6 protein-coding genes are annotated in these 15,573 nt (G+C 46.7%); 3 read left to right on the top strand and 3 right to left on the bottom strand.

Going from position 1 to position 15,573, the window contains the following annotated elements; translation table 11 throughout:
• The 3 genes from F453_RS0113310 to F453_RS0113300 all read right to left on the bottom strand — a co-directional run.
• On the bottom strand, positions 1–5,909 hold a 5,909-nt coding region (locus F453_RS0113310; protein ID WP_018968364.1), incomplete at its 3' end, for a helicase-like domain-containing protein.
• A 93-nt stretch (positions 5,910–6,002) separates the two neighbouring features.
• Positions 6,003–8,084 carry a type IA DNA topoisomerase gene (locus F453_RS0113305; protein WP_018968449.1) on the bottom strand — a complete coding sequence of 694 codons (2,082 nt, stop codon included), beginning with the start codon at positions 8,082–8,084 and terminating at the stop codon, positions 6,003–6,005.
• Positions 8,085–8,104: 20 nt separating this feature from the next.
• Entirely contained in the window at positions 8,105–9,508 is a 1,404-nt protein-coding gene (locus tag F453_RS0113300) for a DUF3945 domain-containing protein (protein ID WP_018968448.1), read from the bottom strand.
• 329 nt (positions 9,509–9,837) lie between these two features.
• On the opposite strand from F453_RS0113300, the gene F453_RS0113290 reads away from it, so the two are divergent.
• The 3 genes from F453_RS0113290 (at position 9,838) to F453_RS0113280 (ending at position 15,566) form a co-directional block, all read left to right on the top strand.
• A complete protein-coding gene (locus tag F453_RS0113290; RefSeq protein ID WP_044108662.1) occupies positions 9,838–10,362 on the top strand; it encodes an RNA polymerase sigma-70 factor in 525 nt (174 codons plus the stop codon).
• Positions 10,363–10,521: 159 nt separating this feature from the next.
• Positions 10,522–11,376 (top strand): FecR family protein, encoded by an 855-nt coding sequence (locus tag F453_RS0113285; protein ID WP_234398591.1) that lies wholly within the window; start codon positions 10,522–10,524, stop codon positions 11,374–11,376.
• A 683-nt stretch (positions 11,377–12,059) separates the two neighbouring features.
• Positions 12,060–15,566 carry a SusC/RagA family TonB-linked outer membrane protein gene (locus F453_RS0113280; RefSeq protein ID WP_026292591.1) on the top strand — a complete coding sequence of 1,169 codons (3,507 nt, stop codon included), beginning with the start codon at positions 12,060–12,062 and terminating at the stop codon, positions 15,564–15,566.
• Positions 15,567–15,573 lie beyond the last annotated feature (7 nt).

Here is a 15,573-nt window from a genome sequence, read left to right as displayed (position 1 = left end):
TTAATGAAGTTCTGACACGCAAGTTTCGGGTCTGTTGCCAACTTACCATTATTATAGGTATAGTAGATACTCTCCTGTCCTTTGACGAAGAAGCGGTTCACCGAACAGTCAAACAAATCCTTGGAAGTACTCTCTGTCTTGACCATAATGGAGAAACCATAGATTTCGCCAATTTTGTGGTATTCCCCTTTGGTGCGAGCTTTCTCGTCAATCTCCTGTAAACGTGCAGCAATGACCTTGAAGTCTGTACTATCTTCCACACCCTTGATAGTTAGTTTGTTGATGGGCTGTCCATCGGCATCACGTTCTACACGCTGCTCAAATAGAGCTAAGTCAGACTGTGCTTCCTTGATTTTGTCTGTATGGAAAGATACGGAACTGTCAATCTCAGCCAACTTCCCTGTTGCAGCATCACGTTCACGGAGGAAGTTCTTACGTTCTGATTCCAAGGTAGTAATCTTCTTATCCAATCTTGCTTTTTCCAAAAGGTCGGTATTGCCTGAAAGCACTGCTACATACTCTGAGAAGTTCATGCCGCTGTCCTCATCCATCGAACCCTCGTCGATGGTGCGACAACCAAGCTGGTTACTTTTCAGTTGATTGATGAACAGCTGCTTGTTATGCAGCAGGTTAAACTTGTAGCTATCCAAGGAACGTTCCACGGCATAGATAATCACATCGACTTTGTTGTCGGCAAACTCTTTGGCGATGAGGTTTCCTTTGCGTACGGCACGTCCGTTACGCTGCTCTAAGTCCGAAGGTCGCCAAGGCGTGTCCAAATGATGGATCGCAACGGCACGTTGCTGGGCATTCACACCAGTACCCAACATGGACGTAGAACCGAAGATAATGCGAATATCACCGCGGTTCATCGCATCTACCATTGCCTTCTTTGCTTTCTCGTTCTTGCATTCCTGAATGAAACGTATCTCGTAGGACGGGATATGATAGTCTTCTACCAGCTTACGCTTGATTTCCGAATAGATGTTGAACTCTCCGCCGGGCTTGTAAGTTCCCAAGTCAGAGAACACGAACTGTGTACCTTTCTGTGTATCGTACTTTCGGTAATAGTCATTGAGCATCTTGGCACAATGGCTTGCCTTGTTGTCTATATGGTCTGAGTACCCTTTTTCATCAATCATGCGTAAATCAAGGCTCATCTTCCTCGCGTAGTCTGTTGCGATAAGCATCTTTGCCCTTTCCTCACTCTCACTCAGAGGTGCTCGCCCCAAGATTGTGGCATCGCCACTCTTGGCAAACTCCATCAGCTTTCCGATAAAGACTTCCTGCTCGGGTGTAGGCGGAATGTTGTGTAGTATCTCATTCTTTTCCGGGCGGTCGATGCCAATATCCTTTGCCGTGCGAAAATCGCAAATCTCCGCATAGAAAGCAGCCAGTTCGGGCACTTTGATGAAGGTACGGTAACGTTCCTTTTGGATAATCTCATTGGTGATGGAGAACTCGTAGTCAGTCGATTTCTTGGCAAAGACGGCTGCCCATGCATCAAAACTATTGATACCTTGCTTTTCCAAAGCCTGCGGACGGAGATACTTGAAAAGAAGATACAACTCCGTCAGGCTATTGGAAATGGTCGTTCCCGAAAGGAAAGTGGCTCCTAAGTCCTTTCCGGACCGTTCTTGTATGGTATGAATGGCAAAGAGCATGTTTAAGGCACGCTGTGAACCATCAGGATTACCCAAGCCCGATACACGGTCATGGCGAGTGTTGAACATCAGGTTCTTGAATTGGTGCGATTCATCTACAAAGAGGTGATCGATACCCATCATCTTGAAATCCACCGCATCGTCCTTGCGTTCGGTGATGCTGTCCTGTATGTTCTGTAACTTGGCTTCAAGCGTCTGTTTGCGTTTTTCCAGTCCTTTGAGCATCCCACGGGAGATATCTCTTCCTTGTTGCCGCAACACCTCGAGGTTCTCTTCCACGGAGTCCAGTTCCTTTTGCATAATCGCTTCCTGTATCTCCAAGGCCTGCGGTATCATACCGAACTGTTCGTGCGTGAGGATGATACAGTCCCAGTCGTTGTTCTTGATGTCGTTGAAGATACGTTGTCTGTTCTGTTTATTAAAATCGTTCTTACCAGGATAGAGTACCTTAGCATTAGGATAAGCTTTCCTAAAGGTATCGGCAATGTCGAATACATTTGCCTTCAGTCCGATAATCATCGGCTTGTTTGCCAGTCCCAAGCGCTTCATCTCGTAGGCAGCTGTACACATGATGAGTGTCTTTCCCGCCCCCACCTCGTGGTCGCAGATGCCGCCACCGTTGGTTTTGAGCATCCACACTGCATCCTTCTGGCTCTTGTAAAGGTCATCAATACCCAATCGTTTGAGGTCAAGGTCGGGAAAGGTCTGGTGCGTACCGTCAAAGTTAGGGCGTACAAAACAGTTAAAAAGGCGGTTGTATCTGTCGGAGAGTTGCTGTTTGAAGGTATCGGGTGTGCGCCCGAGCCAATCGACAAAGCCTTGTCTGATTTCCTCAATCTTGGCATTTGCCATCTGGATGGCATGTCCGTCCCTTACTTTGATGGTCTTGGTCTCTCCCGTAACCTTGTCCGTCACCTCCTTGCTCTTGTTGATGTCGGGAATGGTATTGTGCAGGGCATGCTTCAAGAGATTGATGCCGTCATAGCGGCGGAACTCTCCCTGTACGGCATACTTGTGCCAGATATTGGCATTCTTTCGGTCGCAGACAATGCCGTACTCGTCCATGTTGGAATGGTAGGATACGCCAATATCCGTCCCGAAAAACTCCGAAGCAAACCTGCCATAGACCTTGGCAGGTATCCAGCGTTCACCGAGATTGAAGTCAAGGTCCGCAAAAGGAATGGGTGTTGGCGTGGCTGCACGTAGGGCAGCAAGGCTCTGCTTTGCTTCCTCGTGCCCGGGATGGTCCAAGAGCCACGACTCGATGCGCTCCGCCTTTTCTATTACATTGCCCGAAATGAACTTATCCGCCACCTCGTATGCGTTTTTTTCGGGATTGAAATAGATGCGCCCTTCCAAGGAAGAAATGATGTCGCTTTCCTCCATATCAGGTAAAAGCGAACTCATGTAATCAAGTTCCACTGTGCCGTACTTGTTGAGCGATGCGCCAAGAGCCTCCATCGGGTCTGTGGCAATGGTCAGTTCCGTGGTAGAAAATGCCGTTGGATGGTCGAAGATGTCCGCCTTGATGTACCTGCCGTTCTCGGAGCGTTCCAAGAACAGCATTTCCACGCCTGTAGCATCCATCTTGATGATGTCGGTGTTCGCTTTCTGGTTAAAGTAGCCCCAACGTGCAACATAGTCATCATACAGGTGGTTGAGCCTGCTGCGGTCTTCCCTGTCTTCTGCATGGTTCTCTGCCTCGTAGTCATAGAGACGGTGATAGCACTCCCGTATCTCGATATAGGCTTTGAGACGGGAAAGCTGCGCATACGGCAAGTCCATCGGGTTGAAGGTCGGATGTCGCTTCAGGTCAGAAAGAAACCCCACCTGACCTTTCTGCACGACAATGGAGCCGTCTCTCAGGTGAGAGTCCGGCGAAGAGAGAAAAGGGCGCGGTGAAGCGTCAAACTCTTTTCTGACTTCTGCTATCGGCTGCGGCTTGCGCTCCTCGGCTTCGTTCATGAAGTCGAAAAGGGATGGCTCACGTGAAGAGGAAGAAGCCGCTTTCCTGCTGCCACGGGTACGCCGTTGAGGAATGGTCGCTGCCTTTTGTATCTTGGACTCCGATGGTTTCTGGGGAGCAGTTTGAGTTATAGGACGGCGCACCTGTGAAGTTCCTGAATTATCCTTGATTTCATGGTTCACACGGGTAACTTCTCTTGTCCAAAGACTGTATTCCTCCGGGGCAAATAGTGACAGTTGCTCCGGTTGTCCGATGTCTTCCATGTTATTGTCCACCACCGGATGATGATCGTCGTCAAAGAATATCGTCTGCCCGTTCATCTCTCTCGGGGCTTCAATATCCGTACGGATTTCTTGTGGTTCCTGCTCGTATTGATGATGAAGTGTCAAGGCGGGTACGCCTTCGGGAGCAGGTTCTATAGTCATGGAAGGCTGTTCTGATACGAATTGTTGTGGGGCAGACTCTGATGATGACGGCTGTAATGGAATTGTCTCGCCGTTAGGAACGGTATTTTCCATTATCTGCGTATCGTTCTCAGAAGCAATGGTTACAGTCTCTTTAACCTTATTCTCTGTTTCTGCCTTTGTTATCACTTCTTCCTTGATTTCCTCTGCTACCACTTCTTCTTTGGTATATTGTCCCCTGACTATTTCTTCCAGTTCGGCTATCTCGTGCAATTTCTTAGGAGAGAAGTACAGGTCACGTTCAATGCCCAGTCCTCTTACTTTTACGCCTTCCATCTCATCGAGGGACATATTGCCAAGCTCCCAGCCGTAACCCATCGTGACAGCACCGAAGCCAATGCGGCTCTTAGGATCATATTCCAGAAGGTAGGCTGTGTATGCTCCCATAGGGAAGAAATAGCATGCATAGGCAACCTTATCGCCTATGAGTTCCTTTTCCGTGCTGTAAAGTTTTGGTAGTTGCTTCCTGATACTGTCGGGCATGAGGTTATAGGCATCGTTTATACCCTTGTCTTCAGTCTTTGTCTTCTCTGTTTCTTCTTCCCGAATTATGGTAATACCCAACTTGCGAAGCTGTTTCTCCGCTTCTGCCTCTCGCTCTACCTCTGTCATCGGTATACCTGTTTCATATAGTTTACGGTCGATACGTTGTTCCATTTCAAGGGAGAGCCGTGTTCGGAGACTTTCTGCCATTTCCTCAATCCCTCCTGTGAACCGATACTCCCATGCAGGTCTTCCATAAGGGTCTGTACCCATTATGCGCTCTGTGGCAACGGTGCGATGAGATATGTCTTTCCAATCCCCTACAAAAAGAGAGTTATGCTTGAAGACGACAGAAGAGCCTTCTTCCTTGGGAACGGAAACGGTTTCTACGAACTGCTGCTCAATGCCCTCGCTGATTTCTTTACCTGTCTGCTTCTGTAGGACGATGAGGTCACTGCCCACGGCCGTTCCTGCATTGTCTGAAAACATACCCGATGGCAGTCGGAGAGCGGAGATAAGGCGGCTGTTCTGCATGAGGTAACGGCGTATGGCTTCATTGCGGGGACTGTCTAATACGCCCTGTGAGGTGATGAATGCCAAAATTCCACCTTCCTTGATGCAGTCCAGACCTTTCACGAAGAAGTAATTGTGAATGGCACGTGTGGACTCACGTTTAAGAGTGTCCTTACCTTTGCTGTATTCTCGGTCATAGACCATGAAATCACCGAAAGGAATGTTACTTGTAATAAGGTCGTATTTGTCTTTGTTTTCTAACTCCCCAATAGCTTCAAAAGGCTCGTTTCGGACGAAGATATTGCCTTTGCCATAGGGGTGCAGGGCCTGTGAGATGCGGGCAGTGAGCAGATCCTTTTCCATTGCATCTACAACTCCTGCTTGCCTTGCAAAGATTTCGGCAAAGGCACCCATACCCATAGAAGGGTCTAAGCATCGTCTTATCTGCAGGTTTGTGAAGGCAAGTGCGTCTGAGATGGCAGAAACGATGCGGGTATCAGTATAGAAGGAGGTTAGCACGCTTGCCTTGATGCTCTCCCAATACCGCTTGGCGGTATTGGCATCAACGGCATCACGGTAAATCATCTGCTTGAGCCTTTGGGTTGGCTCGAAGAGGTGTTGCTCCGACTTGCTCCAATAGCGGATGTCATCGGGGTTATCCGTACGGTTGAGTACACATTTCAAGCCACCGAAGCCTTGGTAGTCCCGTAAGATACTTTTCTCAGCTTCGGTGGCTTCGCGGCGTTCTTTCTCCAGGCGCAAGACCACACGGATAGTTTCCGTATTGGCTTCAAGGACGTTTTTCTTATTATATGCCATAGTGTTTTCTTTTAATAAAGTGGAGGTAAAAAGGTCGGGAGGTAATACTTGTATCTCCCAACCTATATCCGTTCCTCTCTGTATCTGTCAGGATTATCTCCCTTTTTGTTTTCCTTTCTTGTTCTCAAACTCAAAGGAAGTGGCGTAGTCTTCGCCCAGAACAAGTCGGGCATTAAACTTCTTGCCTGCCTTGCTGGTCAGCCCTTTAAGGATAGGCGTACGACCGGAACTTATCAAGTCGTGGATATTATCTTCAGAGAGAAGTATGCCGCAGACTTCACGAAACACATGGAAACCACAGGTCTCATGCCTGCACTTGGCTACCTTGGCATAGATGCCGACACTCTGCTGTCCGCATTTTGGGCAGCGGTAGACAGGATAGGACTTTTGCTCTGAAGAAAGCGAGAGGAGTTCCTCGCAGATTGTCCCCACGTATGAATTAATGCCCTGTGCGAACTTATCAGATGGCATCTTTCCTGCTTCAATAGCGGCAAGGGCAAGTTCCCAACTGCCTGTCATCTCCGCATTGGCAATCTTCTTGTCCTTGACAATCTCATAGACTGCCAGGCCTTTCTCGGTAGGTATGATGGATTTCTTGTCCCTACAGATATAGTCACGGAGGATAAGCGTCTCAATGATGTTGGCACGGGTGGCAGGTGTTCCGATACCACACTCTGCCATTGCCTTCTTACTTTCTGCATCTTCGACCTCTTTTCCTGCGTTCTCCATAGCAGAAAGCAGTGTCGCTTCTGTGTAGAGAGGTTTAGGTTTGGTCTTATGCGCGGTTATCTCGGCAGAAACAAGTGGTAAAATCTCTTCTTCTGTCAAACTAGGCAATGAAGACAAAATCTGTTCATCACCATCTTCTTTCTTCTCTACTTCAGTTGCCTGCTCTTTCTGCACGGCTTTCCAACCTAAAGAGATTTGTCGGCATGCTTTCCAAGTAAAGATGTTGGTACCGTCAGTGAATCGCACCTGCATACGTTCTTCCTCTGAATCGGGGGAAAAGGCTTCGACAAAGCGATTGCTCACCATCTGGTAGACGGTCGCTTCATCTGCCGACAATCCTGATGGTGTTTCACCAGTCGGAATAATGGCGTGGTGGTCGGTTACCTTAGTATTGTCCACAGAATGACGGTTGAGAGGTGATTTAATTGCCGCTCCGGTCTTACGCAGCAGGACGGGTACTTCCTCGAAAACATCCTCGCTGATGTATCGACTGCCTGTGCGGGGATAGGTCGTGATTTTCTTCTCATAGAGGCTTTGGGCTATCGAGAGGGTTTTGTCTGCAGAAAAGCCGTGGCGTCTGTTGGCTTCCTTCTGCAAGGCAGTGAGGTCGTACAAGAGTGGTGGCGGTGTACTGCCCACCTTTCTTGTGACCGATTCTACCATAAGCCGGCTCTGACTGCGAAGTGCAGTGAGAACAGTCTGTGCCGCTGCTTCACTCTCATAGTCTTTACAGCCAATGGCTTTCAGCGACATGCCCTCTTTTTCTGTGAGAATGGATAATTTCCAATAGAGTACGGAAGAAAAGTCACGGTTCGCTATGTACCGACGGCAGACCATTGCCAAAGTCGGGGTCTGTACCCGTCCCAAGGAATAGCCGCCTTTGCGGGCGATAGACAATGCACGGCTTGCATTGATACCCACGAGCCAGTCGGCTTCGCTCCTTGCCTTGGCAGAGTGATAGAGATTGTCGTAACTGCTGCTCGGCTTGAGATTGGAAAGTCCTTCACGGATAGCTTTATCGGTGAGGGAGGAGATCCACAAGCGGTCGAAAGGCTTTCTACAACCAAGATATTGATAGATATAGCGGAAGATGAGTTCACCTTCGCGCCCTGCATCGGTGGCGACGATGATGCGGTCTGCCTTATCAAAACAGGATCGTATCACCTTGAGCTGTTTTAGTGCTGCTGGATCGGATATATACTCCTTGTCCTTACGTACTTGTCGTACCACTAACTGAAAGGGATTGGGACGGATGGGCAGGTCTTCAGCTTTATAGGCAGAAAAACCGTAGGCTTCGGGCATGACAAGGGCGATGAGGTGTCCCATTGCCCAAGTAACGACATAGCCGCAGCCTTCCAAATATCCTTCTTGTTTACTATTTGCCCCTACAATGCGGGCAATATCTCTGGCAACCGAGGGTTTCTCGGCGATAATACAGGTAATCATAGTGCTGGGTGGTTTTAAGGTTACATCTTACGTCCATAGGACTTCTTCTGCTTGTTTTCGTCCTGCTTCTGCTTTTGCTCAGCTGTGGGTTGTGTCTGACCCGTTTTCAGCGGTTCTTTCACGTTCTTGGTGGCTTCGTTGGTCTTGCCGTGGTTATTGACCGCAACCTGCGTCTTGTGTTCCTCTGCTACGGCAACCACCTTTTCTTTACCGGTTTCCTGCTTCTTGTCAGGATTCCACTTGTAAAAACGTGGGCGGTTTTGCTCCTTGTCCATACGAACGTATGCGTTGAATGGTTGTCCCTGTTTATCCACCATATTCTTTAGATATAGTGTACGACCGCTGTCCAAGGCTTCACGCTGTTTTTCTGAAAGTTCCAGTCCACAGAGCTTATGTGGTGCACCTTGCTGCTGTGTCTGTTGCTGCCGTTCCTTAAATCCACGGTTGCTGTCAAAGATGAACTCAATACCCTTTCGCTCGGCATTGACCTGCAACGTGGCATTGAAAGTTTTGCCACTCTTGGCAGTCATACCCTCCACCTTCACGGCTTTGCCTTCCACAAGGTCTTTGTACTGTGCATCAGAGAGTGTAACACCCTTGATTTCCTTAGGGATGTTCACACGGTCAGCACGCAGGGCTATAATTTCGTTGGTCTGCGGGTCGATAGAGACGTAGGCAGAGAAAGGTTCTCCGTTCTTGGGAGTCACTTCGATGGTTTTACCGAGATTGCCCGTAGTGAGGAGTTGTTCCTTTTCTTCAGGAGAGAACTTGTAACCCATATAGGGAAAGTCAAGCTGTGGTTCTTTTCTCAAAGGATGAATTGCCAAACCGACATTGCCGTTATCGTCCGTGCGGAAAGCAAGGCGAGCTTCGGTGTAGATGGTAGTGTCTCCAATAGGTACGGCTATCGTCAAGAGATTGCTCTTCTGCCAATTGAGCATCTTTTCCAATTCTCCACTCTGCTCCAATCGCTCACGGGTAAGTCCGAGATTATCGAGTTGCTTCCAATCAATCTTCGACTCATCGATAGCAGTGGCATTCTTCTGATGGGGTAAATAATCCTCAAAGGAAATGCCTATCTCAGCCAGCTGCTGCTTGCTTTCGGACTTTTCACGGCTTTGCAGTATGGTGCGCAGGTTGTCCACGCCCTGCTCCACATTGTCTGCCAATACCTTGTACAATCCAAAATGAGTTGGGTTATTGAACTGTTTAAGGAAATTGGTCATGAAGTTTTTGAGGAGTCCGTCCTTGTTATTGAACTTCAAGAACGCTGCCTGATTGACGGCGATTGCCTCGGTGGTTTTAAGGTTTCCCTTGTCGTCGATACCTGAAACTATGGAAAGCTTGCCTGCTTCTTTTTCGTTCTTTACTTCCGTGCGGTCTTCCAAGACCAGCACGTAATTGTCATTGCTGTTTGATTCCATTGCTTGATAATTTTAATGATGAATACTGTTATCAAGCTGCTAAATTATAGCTATATAAAGAGATTGGAACACTTTTGGGAAAAGCGGGAAATAAAAGGAAAGAATATGAAGTTAACCATTATAAAGATTGATAAATAAAACATTATATATCCGTGTTAAATGAAAAAACCGAAAAATAATATATATCTTTTTTATAAGTTCATATAAGAGATACTGATAAAAATATTATTTTATTTGGCTAACTAACTAATTTTAGGTATTTTTGTCACAGGAAAATATTTATTAGAGCAAAAGAAAGCATGATTTTTAATCAGAATGAAATAAAAAAGTTGGCAGAGGGGGATGCACGCACTTTCGAGGCATTGCACCAGACCTTTTTCCCCAAGGTCCATCAGTTTGCCCTCATGCTGCTAAAGAATGCTCAGGATGCCGACGACGTTTGTCAAATCATCTTTATGAAAGTGTGGCTGAGGCGAGCACGACTTTTAGAGGTCGCCAGCTTGGACAGCTATCTTTTCATGCTTTCAAAGAATTCCATTCTGGATTATCTGTCTTCGAGAAAGATGAAAAATAATGGCTCGGACAAGATACCGGAGAAAACGGATGCCGTAACCCCTCACGACAATCTGGTGGCAAGTGACACGCAACTACTGATAGAAATGGTCGTAGAGAATATGCCCGAGCAGCGACAAACGATCTATCGCATGAGTAGAGAGCAGCATCTGAAAAACGAAGAGATAGCCTCAAGGCTCGGCATACAGAAGAAAACGGTCGAGAATCATCTCAATCTTGCGCTAAAAGATATTAAAAATGAACTGTTCCTGATACTGTTCGTCTCGCTCTTTTGGGTGTAGCTCGTTCCCGATATGTCTTTATAGAATAAAAGAATGATTTTCAGAAAAAGGAAAAACAAATCATAAGCGTTTCATATGACAGACACGATAAGAAAAATAATCGCATATTACGCTCATCATGAGGTAAGACCGGAAACAAGAGAAAAGATTTTGAGGCGGTTGGCAGCGACGAAAGACGACAGTATCGCTACGGAAGCCTATCAGCAATTGTGGGATGAGATAGAAACGGAGGAACGTATAGAGAAAAAGCGTATGTTCTTGCGAAACCGTTTGTGGCTGAAAGTCGCAGCAGTCTTCCTGCCTGCACTTATATTCGTCGGATTGGCCGAGTTTTATGTCATTAATAACATGAAGCAGGCAGAAGCCTTCACCTTACAATATAAATATACCCAAGAAGGAGAACGCAAGACATTCGTGTTGCCCGATGGGACGAAGGTGGATATGAAAGGTGGAACGGTAATTCAATATCCGACAACCTTTGATGGCAAAGAACGCAGACTTTACCTTGTCGGTGAGGCTTTCTTCGACATTCATCACGATAGTGCGAAGCCGTTTCACGTTATAACGCCCTATTTTGATATAACTGACATCGGCACTTCGTTCACCGTGTCGTCCTACATGACGACAGATGAGGTCTACGTCTATGTGAAAACCGGCTGCGTGGAACTCTATCCGGAAAAGGGACGCACCACATACAGGCTCTCGCAAGACGAGAGTCTTTCGTACAACGTGAAGAACGGAAGCGTCAACGTGGGCAGAGGACTTCCAAAGTTAGTGCCCGCATGGAAAACGGCACAGATCACCATTGACAATATGACGTTGGAAGAAACGATGAACAAGCTTTCTGAGGTTTATGGCGTTAAAGTTTCTATCCGTTCAAGGAAGAACCGTCGTCAATGTGTCACTGCACACTTCAACCGTGGGGAGACTCTTGAAGGAGCCCTTAGGGTCATAGGCAACATCTTTCCTGATTTCCAATACAAAATTGATGGAGACAGTGTCGTCATATACTGAGGTTTATCGGTAAACGTATAACGGGTGAGCGAGGCACCATGTTGCCTCCCGTGTGTAAAATGGCTGAGATTGCGCGGTAATACGAGTCATATTGCGCGATGAGACCAGCCATATTGCATGACGAAATAGCTGAGATTGGAAAACGAGGTGTAGGTCGTTGATTATCCATTTAGTTGACAGTTGACGAGCAAACGGGTGAACAAGTTGATTGTTGTGCGGCATGTAGGGACTTTGATTTTGAACTTTGAACATTGAACTTTGACTTTGATGATTCGTCCTGTTATCAAGATGATTTGCAGGCAAGAGGCATGTAGGGACGCACGGGGCGTGCGTCTGCCCAACCGGTGTGCATAAATGACGAAGGAAAAGAGTGCTCTGCAGGCAGAAATCACACACGGGTTGTTGAGCGTTAGCGAAAAAATCGAAACAAATCGAACAAATATTGATGTATAAAAATATTTGGAATATTTGGATAGATTTGGTTGATTTCTCGGCAAGGTCGACTGCGACGGGAGGCTTGTCCAATACGGACAGACTTTTCAAAAACGGATTCGGGTTTACGGTTCTTGGTCTTATTTTTGATATTTTTTATTTTCTGTTGGGTGTAACGGCAACTTTTAAGGTCTTTAGAAATATAAAAACCCAAAAAACAAAAGAAAACCAACAATCAAAAGTCAAAGTTTATGAACACACGAAGACTCTCGGCCCTTGTCACAGGGGCTTTTCTTGCAGGCTGCATGACGGTTCATGCCCAGACAGTCTCTTTGGGAACGAACAAAGTGACACTAAAGCAAGCGTTTGAAAAAATCGAGAAAGCCTCGAAGTACCGCATTGTCTATAACGCTACATTGATAGACATGTCACGCACACACTCCGTCTCTAAGACAGAGGGGGACGCCTTGGATTTGCTTAAGCTCGTGCTGCAGAGTGCCGACTGCGAATATGAGATTGACGGAAATTACGTGACAGTGCGCCCCAAAGCGTCAAAGAACCGCTCCAAATCTTCAAACGACAACAAGAGAAAAGTTTCAGGAAAAATCACAGATGCCGCCGGCGATCCCATTATCGGCGCCACAGTAATGGTCAAAGGCACGACCAATGGGGCCTTTACGGACCTTGATGGCAACTATGTTCTGGCAGACGTGCCCGAGAATGCCGAGATCTCAATATCTTACATCGGTTTTCAACCCGTTACGTTGAAGGCCTTAGACCACAAACTTGCAAAAATAGTTCTTCAAGAGGACAGTAAGGCCTTGAGCGAGGTGGTGGTAGTGGGCTATGGAACGCAGAAACGTGGCAATCTTACTGGTGCAGTGGCAACCATTAGCGCTGACGACATCGGTAACCGTCCTGTCACCACATCTGCAGGTGCATTGCAAGGTGCCGATCCGTCCGTGAACCTGACTTTCAATTCGGGCTCACTTGACTCCGACTATTCCGTTGACATTCGTGGTGTGGCCTCTATCAATGGCGGTACCCCGCTTGTATTGGCAGATGGCATGGAAGTGAGTCTCAACCAAATCAACCCTAACGATATTGAGTCTGTCTCCATACTTAAAGATGCGTCTGCCTCTTCCATCTATGGAGCCAAAGCCAGTTCGGGCGTTATCCTTATCACAACCAAGAAAGGTAAGGATATGCAAGGAAAAGCCACCATTATGTATAACGGGCGTATAGGCTGGAAACGAAACACCACCTCGACCGATTTTATCCGCAACGGTTATGACTATGTGTCTTTGGTAAATAAATATTACCAATCTTATAACAACAAGCAATGGCTTTCTTATGATGACGAAGGCATGCAGATGTTGCTGGACCGAAGGAATGACAAGACGGAGAACCCTAATCGGCCATGGGTTATGACGGATAACCGAGGACGTTATATGTATTATGCGAACTTTGATTGGTATAATTATTTCTTCCGTCAAACCCGTCCGGAGAACGAACACAATGTATCCGTCACGGGCGGTAATGACAAAATGAACTATTTTGTAAGCGGACGAATACTGGATCAGGATGGTATCTTCAAAATATATCACGACAAATACCACAACTATTCATTTCGTGGAAAGCTCAGTGCAAAACTGAATAAATTGTTCACCTATACCGGGAATGTCAATTTCAATACGACTGAATACAAATATGCAGGTTTCAAGGACGAGCAGCAGACGCTGTATTTCCTCAGTTATAATCTGTTCCCCAATGTTGTTCCGCGTAATCCTGACGGGACAATCGTGCAATATATCAATCAGATGACAGGCAATTCGCCCCTTGGTGGGGGCCATGCCGGTTTCCTGACCGCAAACGAAGCGAGGAACCGGCGTACAAACAAAGACTTGGTGCTTACCAACCAATTGGATTTGGAAGTGAACAAGGAATTGATATTCACATTCTCATATGCCTATAAAGACCGCAACCGTGTGCGCAGCTACCGTGACATGCCTTTTGAATATTCACGACAGGAAGGGGTCACGCAGACTTTCACGTCTGGAACGATAAAAGACTATTATCAAGAAACCCACGTCAATATCCGTGACCATAACCTTAACATATACGGGACCTATCAACACACATGGGACAAACGACACAACTTCAAAGCCGTCGGTGGTATGCAATATGAAGATTATCGTAGCAACGAACTCTCTGTCACCAAGAATGATTTGCTGAGCAAAGAATTGGCTTCCATGAGCATTGCCACAGGAGAGACCGTTACGACACAAGAGATCAATGCGTTTCGTACGCTTGGTTATTTCGGTCGTCTCAACTACGATTATATGGGCAAATACCTTGTCGAGGCAAGTGGTCGTTGGGACGGTACGTCTCGTTTTGCAAGCCATGACAGATGGGGGTTCTTCCCGTCAGCTTCGTTTGGCTGGAGAGTGAGTGATGAAAAGTTCTTCGAACCGCTCCATCGTTTCTGGGATAATGCGAAGTTACGATTCTCATTGGGAAGTCTCGGAAACCAGCAGGTTGACACTTATGCATATTTCGACGAGATTTCAACAGACAATTCGATGAGCTATACCTTTGATGGACTCAATAGAGCTTATTACGCAAGTGTTTCGAATCCTAAGTCGGCAAACCTGACATGGGAAACGATAACCACCTACAATCTTGGTATCGATTTGGCATTCTTGAGAAACAGGTTGACAGTTACTGCCGATTATTTCATCAGATATACGAAGGACATGCTCACTCATTCACTGACACTACCCGCTGTCTTCGGTGCAGAGGCCCCCAAAGCCAATTGTGCAGATTTACGTACGAATGGTTGGGAATTATATGTTGGCTGGAACGATCAGTTTAAGGTTGCAGGCAGACCTTTACGTTATCATGTGTCGGCAACCATAGGCGACTATAAGTCTACGATTACTAAGTTTGACAATCCCAACAAACTCATATCCGATTATTATGAGGGCATGACATTGGGCGACATGTGGGGCTATAAAGTTGGCGGCCTGTTTAAGTCTGATGATGAAGCAGCCCAATATCAAGCAAGAATAAACGACAAAGCGGTAAACAACAGAGTCTATAACTCAAAAACAGACAACCGTCTTCGTGCCGGCGACGTGAAGTTTCTGGATTTAGATGGTGACAATGTCATATCGGAGGGCTCTGGAACGGTCAATAACCCCGGTGACAAGCGTATCATCGGTAATAATCTGCCAAGATACTCTTATTCTTTCCGCTTAGGAGCAGAATATGAAGGCATTGACTTCTCGGTGTTCTTCCAAGGTGTCGGTAAGCAGAATTGGTATCCAACCCAATATGCCTACACCTTCTGGGGGCCTTATTCCTTGCCGTCAGTCTCTTTCATCCCAACTGACTTTGAAAGTAAAGTGTGGTCGGAGGCTAACCCCGACGCATACTTCCCCCGACCACGTGGTAACCAAGCCTACAGTGCAGGTGCACTCAACGTGTATAACGACCGGTATTTACAAAATGCAGCTTATTTGCGGCTCAAGAATCTTTCCATAGGTTATACCTTGCCCATCAAGAATAATAAAATATTAAAGAAGGCAAGAGTCTACGTGGCTTGTGAGAACTTGTTTTATTGGTCGCCGATGAAGAAATATACAAAGGCTGTTGACCCAGAACTGGTGAACAGTACTTCTACCTACCAAAGTAAGTCTGGTGTGGGTTACGGATTCTCTAAATCCATATCTGTAGGAGCAGACATAACTTTTTAAACTTGTA

The sequence above is a fragment of the Hoylesella loescheii DSM 19665 = JCM 12249 = ATCC 15930 genome, assembly GCF_000378085.1.
Taxonomy (GTDB): domain Bacteria; phylum Bacteroidota; class Bacteroidia; order Bacteroidales; family Bacteroidaceae; genus Prevotella; species Prevotella loescheii.
The sequence above is the reverse complement of the archived record's forward strand: the minus strand, read 5'-3'. Positions and strand labels throughout refer to the sequence as shown.